Genomic DNA, 14592 nt, shown 5'->3' on the forward strand with positions numbered 1-14592 from the left:
TTCTGTCGTAGTGGTTCACCGTAATCCTCTGATTCATTGAACATTAAAGTGGTCCGTATCAATTTTAAATTGATGCTCTACGCCGAAAAAAGATGAATGCAAGATTACAATTTCAGGAGTAATTATGGGCATCCCCTTTTCTGAGAATGAAAATCAACCTGCCAAACGCCTTGTCGGTATTGGTCTGGTGTTATTTCTACATCTCATTATCGCCTATATTCTGATGACAAGTTTAGCGACTGACTTTAGCAAGCCTGTCGATAAGCCTGTAGAACTACAGATTATTCAGGACATTAAACCACCACCTCCGCCAAAACCAGAGGAACCAAAACCCAAAGAAAAGCCACCCGAGCCACCAAAGATGGTCGAGAAAGTGGCCAAAATGCCTGACCCACCCAAACAGGTGGAGAAAGCCACACCTATACAAAAACCGGCACCTGTACAACCGACCCAAACAGCAGTTGCAACACCGACCCCTGCCCCTGCGACACCAAGCCCGAGTCCTGTGGCAGCCCCTGTAGCCCCAGCTGCGCCTGCTGCTCCTGCCAAACCTGCAGGAATTTCACGTGGTGTTTCCGAAGGTGAAGCTGGTTGTCAAAAACCAGAATACCCGCGTGAAGCACTGATGAACGAAGAGGAAGGTACGGTACGTATTCGCGTATTGGTGGACAGCTCAGGCAAAGTCATCGATTCAAAAGTCAAAAAATCGAGTGGTAGTAAGAGCTTAGATAAAGCGGCGGTCAAGGCGTATAGCCTGTGTACTTTTAAACCGGCAATGAAAGACGGTGTGCCACAGCAAGAATGGTACGAGATCGAATATCCATTCACGCTTTCCTAATTAAATATATTGAATAAACAATTTTTGGAGAATTTACAGATGAAAAATACAGCAAAACATATCTCTCGAATCGCAGCAATTGGCCTGATTGCAGGAAGTACCTTACTACCTGTTACAACCGTGTGGGCCGATGAAACTACGCAAACCACAGCGGTAACGGCAGTAACGACTGATGCCACAGCACAAGCAACACCAACCCCGCCACCATTACCTGCAACTGTTGAAAAAGTCCATAATCCTTATGGCCTGGAAGCCCTGTGGCGCGAAGGTGACTTAGTCGCGAAATCAACCTTGTTTATCTTGGTGCTGATGTCAATTGGGACGTGGTACATCATTCTGTCTAAAGTATTTCAACAAAGTAAAATCAAGCGCCATGCTACAGAAGCTGAACGTAATTTCTGGGAAGCTGAATCATTAAATAGCGCAGCTGAAAGCCTCAATACCAATAGCAGTTATCGCTATATCGCAGAAAAAGGCATTCGTTCAACCAAACACCATGACGGCACCTTATTAGAACGTATCGACTTCAATACCTGGGTGACCATTTCAATTCAACGAGCTATTGAAAAAGTTCAAAGCCATCTGAGCAATGGCCTGGCCTTTCTGGCGACTGTTGGTTCAACTGCACCTTTTGTTGGTTTATTTGGAACCGTTTGGGGGATTTACCATGCGCTCACGGCAATTGGCATTTCAGGTCAGGCATCAATTGATAAAGTGGCCGGCCCTGTCGGTGAAGCCTTGATTATGACAGCGATTGGTCTTGCGGTCGCAGTACCGGCAGTACTGGGCTACAACTGGTTAACCCGTCGCAATAAAGCAGTCATGGACAATGTTCGTTCTTTTGGCTCAGACCTACATGCCGTACTTCTCAGCGGTGACTTAAACAGTAATCACCCAAACCGTGATTCTAAATAAGGAACACCATTATGGGCATGATGATTAATTCAGATCAAAATGATGATGATGTGATCGGAACGATTAACACCACCCCCTTAGTCGACATCATGCTGGTCCTGCTGATTATCTTTTTAATTACAGTGCCAGTGGTCACACACACCGTTCCGGTAAAACTGCCTGAAGAAAAAAATACACCTTATGCCACTACACCACAAAATATCCAGCTTTCAGTGAATAAAACCGGTGATATTTTCTGGAATGAACAACATGTTGCAAATAAGGAAACCTTACTTGCGCGCTTACACGCCGAAGCACAAAAACGTCCGCAGCCTGAGGTTCATATTCGTGGCGATCAACTGACACATTACGACGCGATTGATCAGGTAATCAGTACAACTCAGCAAGCGGGTATTGGCAAAATTGCATTTGTCACGACCCCACCTGCGACCACACCATAACAGGAGGACTCACCTATGGGTATGAATGTAGGTTCAAAAAATGATGAAGAAGATGTCATGCTCGACGTCAACATGACACCTCTGATTGATGTCATGTTGGTGTTGTTGATTATGTTCATTATCACTATCCCGATTCCGAATAATGCGATTAACATTAATTTGCCAAATGGTACGCCACTGCCACCAACAGATCAAAAACCACCAGAGACCATCAATCTGCGGGTCGATGCACAAGGGCATATTTTCTGGAATGATCAGGCAGTGGCTGATCGTCAGGCATTAAAGGTTTTATTTGAATCAGTTGCCAAAAAAGTCGATCAGGATCAAATCAAGTTTAAGCCTGATGCCCAGGCGGAATATAAAAACATAGCCATGGTGATGGCGTTAGCTCAACAGAGCAATGTCACCAAAATTGGTATCGTCAGCAATAACTAAAAAATAAAAAATTCCTCCAATAATGACAAGTTTACTCCTATGCTAACAAGTTCGCTTGTTAGCTTTTTTTATTTTATTTCACTAATTACAATCGGAATCAGCTTACTACTCACTTTATAGCCTTGAGGTTTATTGTTGCAGGCATCCCCTGTCACGGTGGTTCGAATAACATAAGGTGAATAAGGCATCACATTTAAATAACCTGAATTATCCCGACCAGTACGACAGTCTTCTGCTCCTGATTTATCATCATAACGCCCTTCGTAAGAAGATTCTTCGACTTCTGCAATCAGCTTGATGGTCCATTGATTTAAATAAACCAGACTTTTACTCGACTCTACCGTGCCCTGTCCTGAGCCTGCGCTTTCAATTTCGATCAGTTGAATCGGTTTGCCTTTATAAACGGTTGAATGCACTTTAAAGCTATTCGATTGGCCACCAAACTCTTTTAAGATTCGAGCCTGTTTTAATTTTGGACGGGTTAATACATAACCAGCCCAAAAATTACGTCCTGTATTTTCAAAACTTACGCCCGATAAATAAGCTTCTTCTCCTGAGATCAGTTTTACGGCTTCAGTAGAATCGATCTGAATGGCTTGGGGGGGATTGGCATTTGAATCTTGTAAGTTGGTGATCCAACTGATGATGGTTTTATCTGTTGGCACAGCAGCATAGGATGCTGAGACTGGAATCAAAAATCCAAATAATATGGATAGAGCTAATTTATTTTTCTTGTTCATTTTAGACCTTACTTTTATGCAAGCGAAACTCTCACATAAAATATGATACTCGGAAACGTCATCCACAACCTGCGTGAATTTTGCAATATATTGTTTCTGCGAAATAATAAAAACAAGAACAAAAAGAGAACAGGTTTTGTGGATGACAATGCCTTTGCCTACTTTGGGCGAAACCAAAGTAGGGCGAACCGCAGGTTTATCCCTAATCTTAGCTTAAACTCGGCACGACTCCATGAAGAGCCACTATTTTGATTCCAATTAAAATTTAAGTTATTTAAACTTTTCCAACTCAATCCATTGGGCATCAGGAAAATGTATTGCCAAATAAGCTTTTAAATAATCTGCGGTATCTTTTGAAATCACCGGATCTTTCGACTCATCCTTTAAGTTATACACCAAAGCATGCAAACTCAAACCACGTTGCTTTAATGCCTCTAAACTCAACAAAGTATGGTTAATACTTCCCAAACGTCCTGAAGTCACTAAAATCACAGGAAATTGATACTGAGCGATATAATCGATGGTCAGCAATTCTGTGGTTAAAGGCACCATCAAACCACCCGCACCTTCTAACAACACCACCTCAAAACGCTGAGCCAGTTCTTTGGTCGCAGCTTCAATCTTGGCAAAATCCAGATCACGCCCATCCAGTCGTGTGGCTAAATGCGGCGAGGCTGGATAGGTAAAAATTTCAGGCATGGTCAACTTTTCATGATCTTCCTGAAACCAGCCACTGCCCATAATTTCACGGTGTTTTTCAATATCTTCCGAGACATCAACATTCCCCGTCTGCACCAGCTTCTGGGTAATCACACGCTGTCCCTGTTCGGTCCAAAGCTTCGCGAGATAGCCTGTGGCATAAGTTTTACCAATTTCGGTATCAATGCCGCTGACAAAATAAATATGACTCATCTACTTAATTTCCTTTCCCCGAGTTATCGAACTTTTGGGATAAATTTCATGAATGTAAGGATCATCACTGAAACGCTGATCTAAAGAATATTCAATACAAACTTCACTGCCTGAATCGTCTCGTATCTGATCGGTATAAGGGAAAATTTGACTATTCTGTTCATTTACCAGTGTAAACTGACCGCTACTCCGTCCTGGCTTTTTAATATTTTTAACCCAGCCACAGGTGGTGTTGCGCGGCGCGTTTTGATTTATATAATTTGTTATCCAGCCAGCTGACCAAAGAGAAAATAGAATCATCATTAAAACCGTTCCCTCTACCACTGGATTGGGGATTCGGTCTTTTTTCCAAACCCGTACATATCCTAAGCCAATTAGCAAAACACCCAAAATCAAGCAAACTATTGCCCAAGGGAAAGCAGAAAACATCAAAAAAATTAAACTTATGGTTAATGCAAAATAACCATGTACCACATTATGTCTGGGTGTTAATCGATCTGACATGATTCTATTCATCACCCAACGATAAGGATTTCGCTCTCCGTGCAATCACATAAATCGGATGATAAGTCAGGCGGAAACCCTGCTCATCATAAAACTGTTGATAATCTGCATAAAACTTCTGCAAGGATTGCTTGGTCCAGCGATGTGATTTTGCTGTTGCGGTTACCCCTGTCGCTTTCAAATGCTGCAATACCGATTTGGGATGATCAAAATAAACCTGCTTCAGTTCTTGCGCGATGAATAGCACGTCAAAGCCTTGCTTTTGCAACTGCTGTTGCAGCACATCACGATCGATATAATTTAAACCCTGTCCTGTCAGTTGCTTAATTTCAGTGAGATTATCAGGACCAAAGGTAGAAAAGCCGAAATATCCATGAGGGTTTAACGCCCCATGAATCCGTTGCAATAACGCGGGCAGGTCCATCATCCATTGCAAAGCAGAACTGGAAATCACTGCATCCAAACATTGCGGTAACATCAGTTGCTCAATATCACCGATCAACCAATTAATCTTGTCGACGCTTGAAAAATGCTGCTCTACATCGCCATATAAATCGTTTAAAAACAGCTGTTTAACCTGAAAATAGGGCTGAAACAAATGAGTGAGATTACCCGAACCACAACCAATCTCAAGAACTGAGTCCAAGTTGTGTGGATAATATGCTTTCAGATATTCAAATAATTGCGCACTAATCTGTTTCTGTACCACAGCATGCTCGACATAGCTTTGCCCTGCTTTGGCAAAACGTCGTGCAACCAATGCTTTATTGATGCTCACAAACACTCCACCAATTGCTCCAATTCGTTTTTTTGCACCAAAGAGGTTAAAGAAATTCGTAGGCGTGAACTATTCTGTGGCACTGTTGGCGGGCGTACCGGCATGGCATAAAAACCCTGTTGTTGTACATGACGCGCTTTTTCAATCGCAGCCTGACTTTCACCCACGATAATCGGAATGATATGACTGCTGGAAGGACTAGAGAAACCTTTTGCGATCACCGCCTGTTGTAAATATTGACTGATCTCAGCCAAGTGCTGACGCTGTGCCTGCATGCTCAATACTTTATTAAACATGAAATCTGACCATGCCATCGAAATCGGCGGTAACGCAGTACTAAAAATCAGTGGGCGCATTTTATTGATCAGATAATCCCGGATGATTGAATCACAAATGATATAGCCGCCTACCGAGGCAATTGCTTTACCAAAGGTTCCAACCAAGAAGTCAATCTGATCCAATACGCCATATTGTTCAGCACAACCCAGACCTTGCTCACCCCTGACGCCAATCGCATGTGCTTCATCGACATACAACATGGTTTTGACATAACGCTGTTTTAACTGCGCCAATGCAGCTAAATCCGTCTCGTCGCCATCCATACTAAAAATACTTTCGGTCACCACAATAATGCGTTCAATTTGCTCATCTTGATGATACTTTTGCAATAACTGTTCCAGATGCTGCAAATCATTATGACGATAACGTACATATAGAGCAGTTGATAATCGAATGCCATCAATCATACTGGCATGCACCAGTTTATCGGCCAGAATCACGGTCTTACTGTCAGCTAAGGCTGGCAAAATACCGATATTCATGTGATAGCCACTATTAAAAAGTAAGGCCGCACGGCCAAAGGCTTTGCTTAGGCTATTTTCAAACTGTTCATATTCCGCAAAATTACCCGTCAGTAAGCGTGAAGAAGATGAACTAAAAAGCGCTCGTTCGATTTTCAGCGTATCAAGAAATTCTTCTCTTAAATTTAAATCAGCGGCCAAGCCTAAATAATCATTGGATGCCAGATTCAACATGGTTCGATCTTGAATGGTAATCCATCGTCCAGATTGCTCATTTGAAGTGAATTGGCGGAAATTACCTTGCTGTTTGAGTTGCTCAAGCTGCTCGGCATAATGATCAAGCAAGGACATTGCTATTTGCTCCTTGCATATTTTTCACCACCTCACTCATCTGTGCTAATAAATAATGGAGTTCATCATCACTAATTACATACGGCGGCATCACATACACCAATTTCCCAAATGGTCGTACCCAGATACCACGCTGCACAAACTGTTGCTGTAAGATTTTCATGTCGACATTAGATGTTAATTCAACCACACCAATCGCCCCTAAAACCCGTACATCCGCAACATGGTCGAGCTGAGCTAAATCGGTTAATTGTTCAGCCAAAATCTTTTCAATCCGTTGAATATTGGCTTGCCAATCCTGTTCCAGCAATAATTGAGTACTTCTTAAAGCAACTGCACACGCCAATGGATTCGCCATAAAGGTTGGCCCATGCATAAATACGCCTGCTTCCCCTCGACTAATGGTTTCAGCCACTTGTTTGCTGGTTAAGGTCGCAGACAGGGTCATATAACCGCCTGTTAAGCCCTTACCCATACACATGATATCGGGTTCCACCTGTGCGTGTTCCCACGCAAACATTTTACCTGTGCGCCCAAATCCCGTGGCAATTTCATCAAAGATTAACAATAGATTGTATTGCTCACACAACGCTTTGGCCTGACGTAAATATTCAGGATGATAAAAACGCATGCCGCCTGCACCTTGTACAATTGGCTCGATAATGAGGGCTGCAATACTGTGATGATGCTGCTCAATCTGTTGTTTAAGTTCCAGGATGTCTTGCGGGTCCCATTCTGCATCGAAGCGACTTTGTGGCGCGGGTACAAAAATTCGATTGGGTAAACTGGTACCAAAAATCTGATGCATTCCCGTGACCGGATCACACACCGACATTGCATTCCAGGTATCACCATGGTAGCCAGAGCGCGTGGTAATAAAATTGGTTTTCTCTGATTTGTTTAATGCAGTCCAATATTGCACGGCCATTTTTAAGGCCACTTCTACAGCAACAGAACCTGAATCTGCGTAGAAAATCTTATCCAAGCACGGTGGCGTAATTTTTAATAAGAGTTTACCTAATTCAATCGCCGGTTCATGAGTCAAACCGCCAAACATAATATGTGCCATGTTCTGCAATTGATCAGCAACGGCCTTGTTCAGTTCGGGATGGTTATAACCATGAATCGCACACCACCATGACGACATGCCATCTACCAAAGTTCGACCATCTTCCAGTTCAATGGTTGCACCATAGGCACGTTTGACTTTAAAAGTTGGCAGTGGATTTAACATCGAAGTATAGGGATGCCATATATGTTCTAAATCAAATAAATCGGTCATCCTTTACCTCATTTGCTGCTGTTTCAAAATTTACCATTTGCCTGATCACACTTTTCGATACTCGGAAATGTCATCTGCAACCTGCGTGGTATAAATAAAATACAAGGCTTCGTACACTTGATCAAAAGAAAAAATGAAAGAAGTGAACAGGTTTTGCAGATGACAAATGGTTTTGCCTACTTTTCCCGAAAAAAAAGTAGGTCGCCGAAGGCATATCCTGAAAATGGATGAGTACTCGGCACGATTCCGTTAGATCTATAAAATAGGTTTTATCTTAAACTTGTCAAAATCTAAAATATATTGCGAGAACTTTCAATTCAAGCAAGATTAAACCGTCTACTGAATAAAATCTTCAATTATTTGCACAGTCTGCTCCACCATAAAGCACGGAAAACCATGCGAAGCGTCATCAATCGAAACAACAGATAGATTCTTTGCAGTCAAATCTTTAATTTTTAGCACAACTTGGTAAGGAACTAAAGCATCATGCTCTGCAAAGACATGCAACTGCTTACCTTGATAATTTTTATACAATTCAACCAAGTTCAATTGCTCCAGTAACTGTAATCCCTGCCGAAGCAAGGCAATCGGTTGCGAACGAATCAATTTCTGCATGGCTACGAAATCTTTCTTTGCAGAATTTGCACCTTGACAGACCAACAAGCCAAACCGCTTTAAAGTACTAATCGCATCCTGTTCAAATGACTTTTTGAACTGCATAAAGGTTTCCACAGGCATAGCAGTGCTCCAATCTGCTTGTGCTACAAAACATGGATTTGACGCTAAAGTAATTAAAACTTTCTGCTCAGCATATTTTTTCCAGATCTGATCGACCAGTAAAGTCGCCAGTTGTCCGCCAAGCGACCACCCAACAATCACATCGAACTTCACTGCATGTTCGACCTGCTGTTGTAAAATATCCTCATCCAGCGCATTAAAGATATTGATTCGCTCAACGCGATGTCCCTTTTGTTCTAAAGCCTCATGTAAGGGTTGTAATAATTCGGCACCACCACCCCAGCCGGTGATGAGTAAAATCTTATAGGTCACGCGCTTGCCCAATTCCAAAAACTTCAACGCAGTATACCGCGATTAATACTGCTCATTATTTTCCAAATCTACCAAAAGCTGCGCTGGAATCACCTGCTCCCAATGCTGCTTAAACTGTCGATGAACTTGATCAATCTCAAAGGTACTGTTTCTTGCTACCTGTTGTGCATGCGCAATATCTTTGGCACGCATATAGGCGAGTAAATAATCATCGCCATTCAGTTCAAGTTGAAACCAAGATTCAACGGTTACTCCTTCAGCTTGCAGCGTTTGAATCGCTTCGGCTTTACGTTGTTGAATTTCACGTTGCCAGACTTCGACATCGGCCATGCTATTGGCTTTTAATTTAATCAGGACTGCACCAACCTCCATTAATTTTCTCTTTTTTCAAATCATTAGAATTTTTTGTATAAATCATTTTTTGAGCTGTATTAAATTCTCAATGAAAGTTCCCTCTCCTTTTTAAAGGAGAGGGCTAGGGAGAGGATTTATATGAAGAGTCCCACTCATCCTATTGCTGACTTGCAGCCCTCCTCCCCAAAGGAGAAATGACTTTCAACATTCATCATTTCTCGGCTTTTAAAAGCGCTCTATGATTCAATTGAAATATATAAAGCAGATCAAAATCCTGTAAAGAATTTTCTACCCCATCCAATCTCTAAATTTGCTAAAGTAGCTGCTATTACACTTTGAGATCAACATGATGAATACGATAAAGTCCAAAGTTCTCGTTATATGTAGCTCACTTTTTTTACTCAGCGCACCGATGCTCAGTAGCGCACAAAGTACCTTATTTTCGAAACAAGATACTGCACAAAAAGAATGGGTTGGAAAATCCGCACCGGATTTCAAACTGCAAGACCAGAGTGGGAAATGGCATACATTGAGCCAATATAAAGGCAAATGGGTGGTGCTCTATTTCTATCCAAAAGATAATACGGCGGGTTGTACCCAAGAAGCCAATCAATTTAAATCACTCTATCCTCAATTTACCAAAGCAAATGCTGTGGTGCTGGGTGTCAGTCTGGATGATGTTGCCTCACATCAAAAATTCTCGGAAAAACTCGGCCTGCCTTTCCCGATTCTTGCTGATGATCAGGGTGAACTGGCAACTAAATTTGGCATCGTTCGAAACCTGGGTATTACTAAAATTGCCAAACGCGAGAGTTTTTTGATTAATCCTCAAGGCGCGGTGATGTATCACTACACCAGCGTGAATACACAAACTCATGCTGATCAAGTGTTAAAGGATTTAAAAACCTTACAAAGCAAATAATCGCTTTGAAGATTCTGAGTCATCTTAATGAGTAATAATATGCCTAGCTATTTGAAGTCTAGGCATTTTTATACTTACTTAAAAATCAATGCCATTGGAATCATCAATCGGATTCTGATCCAGTGTAAATACAGTGCGCTGATAAGGAATACCTTCCAGATCATAGACCTGATAAACACAATCAAATAACAGCTGTAGGTCTTCACTACGATCCATTGCCCGTGCGGTCAGAAAGATGGGGCTGACGGCTCCATTGTCCAGAATTGGAATGTAATTGAGATGGGGAAAACGAATGGTATCCGCACTGGCAGGAATCACACACAAACCTTCACCTGCCGCCACGAGACCTAAAGCCAGCTGGATTTCCCGTATCTCATGCATATTTTTGGGAACCAGGCTATGCTCGGCAAAAATATTCAGCAGTTGAGTCGAAAAATTAGGTTTTGGAGATGTGGGATACATAAACATCTTTTCATCAATCAGATCAGCCAGATAGACTCCTTCCGTCCGCTGCGCAATCGGATGGCTGGTATGCGCCGCCACCATCAGACGTTCCTTGCGCAATAAAATTCGCCTAACCGCAGGGTCACTAATTCTTAAGCGACCAAAGCCCACATCAATGCGACCTTCTTTTAAGGCTTGCACTTGTTCTGTGGTGCTCATTTCCACCAGTTGAATATTAAGATGCGGCTGCTGTTGCCTGAATAAATAAATGATCCGTGGCAATAGGCCATATAGCAACGATCCGACAAAACCAATGGTGACACTGCGTTCAATCAGTCCAATCCGTTTCGCCATACTTTTAATTTCTTCAGCATTAGACAAAAGTTTAATCGCATGCTGATAAAAGAAATGTCCGGCAGGTGTAGTTTGTAGAGGTCGACTACCGCGCTCGAACAGTTGAATACCCAACTCACTTTCCAGATTTTGAATCTGCCGGCTCAAAGGAGGTTGAGCAATAAATAGTTTTTCTGCAGCTTTGGTGAAGCTCTGCTCTTCAACGACCGCAACAAAATACCGTAAATGACGTAATTCCATGAGGTTTCCATACCTTTAAGATATATAAAAATATAAATTCAGTCTTAGACAGAGTTTACTCATTCTTTTAAGGTATAGACAAGAGATAAACCGATGAAGTTATGAATCGCTTCCGCTAGATTCCAGCTGCCCACATTCATCCTTATCGGTTCAAGCCACCATACTCGCCACATTCAACTTATTAGGATATCGAGACGCTTTAAGCGCAACTCGATGACTTCCACAGTTTTGGAAAGTCGGAGAACGGACATGCCACGTATTCCTGTAATCAATACCAGCCATCTTGACCGCATTGATGAATTACTGGTCGATAATATCGACACCGGTGAATTTAAACTTCATCGTTCAGTGTTTACCGATCAAGCCCTATTTGACCTTGAAATGAAATACATTTTCGAAGGCAATTGGGTGTATCTGGCCCATGAAAGCCAAATTCCCAATAACAACGATTTCTACACCACCCACATTGGTCGTCAACCTGTCATCATCGCCCGCAACCGTAACGGCGAACTGAATGCCATGATCAATGCCTGTTCCCATCGTGGTGCTCAACTTTGCCGCCATAAGCGCGGTAACAAAGCCACCTATACCTGCCCTTTCCACGGTTGGACCTTTAACAACTCAGGCAAACTCCTCAAAGTGAAAGACCCCAGTGAAGCAGGTTATTCGGATTGCTTTAACCAAGACGGTTCACATGATCTGAAAAAAGTCGCCCGTTTTGAAAACTACAAAGGTTTCTTGTTCGGCAGCCTCAATCCAGATGTACCTTCACTTGAAGAGTTTTTGGGTGAAACCAGCAAAATCATCGACATGATTGTTGATCAATCCGAGCATGGTTTAGAAGTACTACGTGGCACCTCCTCTTATACCTATGAAGGGAACTGGAAACTGACTGCTGAAAATGGGGCTGATGGTTATCATGTATCAGCAGTGCACTGGAACTATGCTGCCACCACACAACACCGTAAAGAGACCCAAGCTGCCGATAATATTCGGGCCATGAGCGCGGGTTCTTGGGGCAAACAAGGTGGTGGTTCTTATGGTTTTGAAAATGGACACATGCTGCTTTGGACACAATGGGCCAATCCAGAAGACCGTCCAAATTTCCCGAAAGCAGATGAATATACCGAGAAATACGGTGCAGCCATGTCGAAATGGATGATCGAACGCTCGCGTAATCTCTGCCTGTATCCAAACGTATATTTAATGGATCAGTTCGGTTCGCAAATTCGGGTGTTACGTCCTATTTCAGTCGATCGCACTGAGGTCACGATTTACTGTATTGCGCCAAAAGGTGAAGCCCCGGAGGCACGTGCGCGTCGTATTCGTCAATACGAAGATTTCTTCAATGCCTCAGGCATGGCCACTCCCGATGATCTAGAAGAATTCCGTGCCTGTCAGGCCGGTTATGCAGGCATCGCACTGGAATGGAACGACATGTGCCGTGGTTCCAAGCACTGGATTTATGGTCCTGATGAGGCTGCCAATGAAATTGGTTTAAAACCCATGCTCAGTGGGATTAAAACCGAAGATGAAGGACTTTATCTTGCCCAACATCAATATTGGTTAAAAACCATGAAACATGCGATTGCATCAGAGAAACAAATTGCTGATCAGGGAGAAACAGTATGAGTGCCCAAGACAATCTAACTTTAGAAAATATTGCTCAGTTTCTCTATCGTGAAGCTCGCTTTTTAGATGATGAACAATGGAATGACTGGCTCAACTGCTATGCGCCTGAAGCCAGTTTCTGGATGCCGGCATGGGATGACAATGACCAGCTCACGCAGGATCCACAGTCTGAAATTTCCCTGATTTATTACCCGGATCGTCAGGGACTGGAAGACCGTGTGTTCCGGATCAAGACCGAACGCTCTTCTGCCACCATGCCTGATACCCGTACTTGCCACAATATTGCCAATGTTGAAATCGTAGAGCGCGACGGGGATAAAGTCACCGTTCGCTTCAACTGGAATACCTTGAGCTTCCGCTACAAAACCACCTATAGCTACTTTGGCATGTCACGTTATGTGATCGATTGTTCCGGTGATCAGCCCAAAATCTTGAGCAAGTATGTGGTTTTGAAAAATGACTATATCAATCAAGTGATTGATATCTACCACCTGTAAAAAATAGCTCTCCTCAGCCAAACGAACCGTTGGCTGAGGATAAAAGTTTCATATATTTTTGTAGGATACATGCCATGTCAAACCACAATATCGCACTTCAATTTGAAGATGGTGTGACACGTTTTATCAGTGTCGCTCAAGGTGAAACCCTGTCCGATGCAGCCTATCGCCAAAAAATTAATATCCCGTTGGATTGCCGTGATGGTGCCTGTGGTACTTGCCGTGCATTCTGCGAATCTGGCAGTTATGACATGCCGGAAGAAAGTTATATCGAAGATGCCCTCACCCCAGAAGAAGCAGAGCAAGGCTATATTCTGGCGTGCCAATGCCGCCCAAGCTCAGATGCTGTATTCCAAATTCAGGCGTCATCTGATGTCTGCAAAACTGAAATTCATGCTTTCCAAGGCACATTGGCACGTGTTGAGAATCTATCAGACTCGACCATAACTTTTGATATCCAGCTGGATGAAGGTCAACCCGATATTCATTTCCTTGCAGGACAGTATGTCAATGTCGCAATACCTGAAACAGGTGAAACCCGTTCATATTCATTTAGCTCAAAACCGGGCAACCGCTTAACGGGCTTTGTGGTGCGTAATGTCCCAAATGGCAAAATGAGCGACTTCTTAAGCAAGACCGCACAAGCGGGCGATAAAATGACCTTTACCGGTCCTTTCGGTAGCTTTTATCTACGCAATGTAACGCGACCTGTGCTGATGCTGGCAGGTGGTACCGGTATTGCGCCTTTTATCTCGATGCTACAGGTGCTGGAAGAAAAAGGTTCTACCCAACCTGTACGTTTAGTGTTTGGCGTGACCAACGACTTTGATCTGGTGGCTTTAGAAAAACTGAATCAGTTGCAGGCGAAATTTCCATGGTTCGAATATCGAACGGTGGTGGCAAATCCTGACAGTCAACATGCGCGTAAAGGCTATGTCACAGGCCATATTGAATCTGAATGGCTCAATAGCGGCGATGTCGATATTTATCTGTGCGGTCCTGTCCCGATGGTCGAAGCTGTCCGTGGCTGGTTAGATGCTGAACAGATCAAACCTGCCAACTTCCTGTTTGAGAAATTCTCAGCAAACTAATTCAAGGTGAGAA

At 43.0% G+C, this 14592-nt stretch carries 17 protein-coding genes; 8 read left to right on the top strand and 9 right to left on the bottom strand.

Features of this window, described 5'->3' with window-relative positions; genetic code table 11:
- Window positions 1–124 precede the first annotated feature (124 nt).
- From J699_RS03295 to J699_RS03280, 4 genes are read left to right on the top strand one after another with little or no spacing between them, the layout of a single operon-like run.
- On the top strand, window positions 125–838 hold the full coding sequence (locus tag J699_RS03295; protein WP_032867956.1) for an energy transducer TonB: 714 nt from the start codon (window positions 125–127) through the stop codon (window positions 836–838).
- A gap of 39 nt (window positions 839–877) precedes the next feature.
- Window positions 878–1753, top strand: coding sequence for a MotA/TolQ/ExbB proton channel family protein (locus J699_RS03290; RefSeq protein WP_032867958.1), 876 nt, complete (start codon window positions 878–880; stop codon window positions 1751–1753).
- Between the two features lie 11 nt (window positions 1754–1764).
- Window positions 1765–2193, top strand: coding sequence for an ExbD/TolR family protein (locus J699_RS03285; RefSeq protein WP_032867960.1), 429 nt, complete (start codon window positions 1765–1767; stop codon window positions 2191–2193).
- Between the two features lie 15 nt (window positions 2194–2208).
- A complete protein-coding gene (locus tag J699_RS03280) occupies window positions 2209–2628 on the top strand; it encodes an ExbD/TolR family protein (RefSeq protein ID WP_032867963.1) in 420 nt (139 codons plus the stop codon).
- 68 nt (window positions 2629–2696) lie between these two features.
- Here J699_RS03280 and J699_RS03275 read toward each other — a convergent pair whose 3' ends face one another.
- The 8 genes from J699_RS03275 to J699_RS03245 form a co-directional block, all read right to left on the bottom strand.
- A complete protein-coding gene (locus J699_RS03275; RefSeq protein ID WP_032867965.1) occupies window positions 2697–3368 on the bottom strand; it encodes a hypothetical protein in 672 nt (223 codons plus the stop codon).
- 270 nt (window positions 3369–3638) lie between these two features.
- Window positions 3639–4280 (bottom strand): dethiobiotin synthase, encoded by a 642-nt coding sequence (gene bioD, locus J699_RS03270; RefSeq protein WP_032867967.1) that lies wholly within the window; start codon window positions 4278–4280, stop codon window positions 3639–3641.
- On the bottom strand, window positions 4281–4784 hold the full coding sequence (locus tag J699_RS0218875) for a hypothetical protein (protein ID WP_032867969.1): 504 nt from the start codon (window positions 4782–4784) through the stop codon (window positions 4281–4283).
- 4 nt (window positions 4785–4788) lie between these two features.
- Window positions 4789–5562: a malonyl-ACP O-methyltransferase BioC gene (gene bioC / locus J699_RS03265; RefSeq protein WP_032867970.1), complete on the bottom strand. Its 774-nt coding sequence runs from the start codon at window positions 5560–5562 to the stop codon at window positions 4789–4791.
- Entirely contained in the window at window positions 5559–6713 is a 1155-nt protein-coding gene (locus J699_RS03260) for an 8-amino-7-oxononanoate synthase (protein WP_032867972.1), read from the bottom strand. The genes bioC and J699_RS03260 overlap by 4 nt, the downstream gene beginning before the upstream one ends.
- Window positions 6700–7995: an adenosylmethionine--8-amino-7-oxononanoate transaminase gene (gene bioA / locus J699_RS03255; RefSeq protein ID WP_032867974.1), complete on the bottom strand. Its 1296-nt coding sequence runs from the start codon at window positions 7993–7995 to the stop codon at window positions 6700–6702. Before bioA ends, J699_RS03260 begins: the two co-directional genes overlap by 14 nt.
- A 336-nt stretch (window positions 7996–8331) precedes the next feature.
- Window positions 8332–9045 (bottom strand): hydrolase, encoded by a 714-nt coding sequence (locus J699_RS03250; protein WP_079281787.1) that lies wholly within the window; start codon window positions 9043–9045, stop codon window positions 8332–8334.
- Window positions 9046–9087: 42 nt separating this feature from the next.
- Window positions 9088–9417, bottom strand: a complete 330-nt coding sequence (locus tag J699_RS03245) for a DUF6176 family protein (protein WP_032867976.1) — start codon at window positions 9415–9417, stop codon at window positions 9088–9090.
- A 328-nt stretch (window positions 9418–9745) separates the two neighbouring features.
- Between J699_RS03245 and J699_RS03240 the strand changes: the two genes are divergently transcribed.
- A complete protein-coding gene (locus J699_RS03240; RefSeq protein WP_079281783.1) occupies window positions 9746–10321 on the top strand; it encodes a peroxiredoxin in 576 nt (191 codons plus the stop codon).
- A gap of 78 nt (window positions 10322–10399) precedes the next feature.
- Here the strand turns inward: J699_RS03240 and J699_RS03235 are convergent, their stop codons facing one another.
- Window positions 10400–11359: a LysR family transcriptional regulator gene (locus J699_RS03235; RefSeq protein WP_032867978.1), complete on the bottom strand. Its 960-nt coding sequence runs from the start codon at window positions 11357–11359 to the stop codon at window positions 10400–10402.
- Between the two features lie 249 nt (window positions 11360–11608).
- Here J699_RS03235 and benA point away from each other — a divergent pair, with 249 nt between their 5' ends.
- The 3 genes from benA (at window position 11609) to benC (ending at window position 14579) form a co-directional block, all read left to right on the top strand.
- A complete protein-coding gene (benA, locus tag J699_RS03230; protein WP_032867979.1) occupies window positions 11609–12991 on the top strand; it encodes a benzoate 1,2-dioxygenase large subunit in 1383 nt (460 codons plus the stop codon).
- The gene (gene benB / locus J699_RS03225; RefSeq protein WP_032867980.1) at window positions 12988–13488 is read left to right on the top strand and encodes a benzoate 1,2-dioxygenase small subunit; all 501 of its coding nucleotides are present in this window, start codon (window positions 12988–12990) and stop codon (window positions 13486–13488) included. Before benA ends, benB begins: the two co-directional genes overlap by 4 nt.
- A gap of 74 nt (window positions 13489–13562) precedes the next feature.
- Window positions 13563–14579: a benzoate 1,2-dioxygenase electron transfer component BenC gene (benC, locus tag J699_RS03220; protein ID WP_032867981.1), complete on the top strand. Its 1017-nt coding sequence runs from the start codon at window positions 13563–13565 to the stop codon at window positions 14577–14579.
- The last annotated feature ends 13 nt before the right edge of the window (window positions 14580–14592 follow it).

The organism is Acinetobacter sp. 1000160 (genome assembly GCF_000588715.1).
Lineage (GTDB): Bacteria > Pseudomonadota > Gammaproteobacteria > Pseudomonadales > Moraxellaceae > Acinetobacter > Acinetobacter courvalinii.

Excerpts from the sequence above, each read along its gene's own strand:
- J699_RS0218875 (WP_032867969.1), bottom strand. The coding sequence starts at position 4,784 with ATGTCAGATCGATTAACACCCAGACATAATGTGGTACATGGTTATTTT.
- J699_RS03235 (WP_032867978.1), bottom strand. The coding sequence starts at position 11,359 with ATGGAATTACGTCATTTACGGTATTTTGTTGCGGTCGTTGAAGAGCAG.
- J699_RS03295 (WP_032867956.1), top strand. The coding sequence starts at position 125 with ATGGGCATCCCCTTTTCTGAGAATGAAAATCAACCTGCCAAACGCCTT.
- benB (WP_032867980.1), top strand. The coding sequence starts at position 12,988 with ATGAGTGCCCAAGACAATCTAACTTTAGAAAATATTGCTCAGTTTCTC.
- benC (WP_032867981.1), top strand. The coding sequence starts at position 13,563 with ATGTCAAACCACAATATCGCACTTCAATTTGAAGATGGTGTGACACGT.
- J699_RS03290 (WP_032867958.1), top strand. The coding sequence starts at position 878 with ATGAAAAATACAGCAAAACATATCTCTCGAATCGCAGCAATTGGCCTG.
- J699_RS03280 (WP_032867963.1), top strand. The coding sequence starts at position 2,209 with ATGGGTATGAATGTAGGTTCAAAAAATGATGAAGAAGATGTCATGCTC.
- bioD (WP_032867967.1), bottom strand. The coding sequence starts at position 4,280 with ATGAGTCATATTTATTTTGTCAGCGGCATTGATACCGAAATTGGTAAA.
- J699_RS03285 (WP_032867960.1), top strand. The coding sequence starts at position 1,765 with ATGGGCATGATGATTAATTCAGATCAAAATGATGATGATGTGATCGGA.
- J699_RS03260 (WP_032867972.1), bottom strand. The coding sequence starts at position 6,713 with ATGTCCTTGCTTGATCATTATGCCGAGCAGCTTGAGCAACTCAAACAG.
- J699_RS03240 (WP_079281783.1), top strand. The coding sequence starts at position 9,746 with ATGATGAATACGATAAAGTCCAAAGTTCTCGTTATATGTAGCTCACTT.
- J699_RS03245 (WP_032867976.1), bottom strand. The coding sequence starts at position 9,417 with ATGGAGGTTGGTGCAGTCCTGATTAAATTAAAAGCCAATAGCATGGCC.
- bioA (WP_032867974.1), bottom strand. The coding sequence starts at position 7,995 with ATGACCGATTTATTTGATTTAGAACATATATGGCATCCCTATACTTCG.
- J699_RS03275 (WP_032867965.1), bottom strand. The coding sequence starts at position 3,368 with ATGAACAAGAAAAATAAATTAGCTCTATCCATATTATTTGGATTTTTG.
- benA (WP_032867979.1), top strand. The coding sequence starts at position 11,609 with ATGCCACGTATTCCTGTAATCAATACCAGCCATCTTGACCGCATTGAT.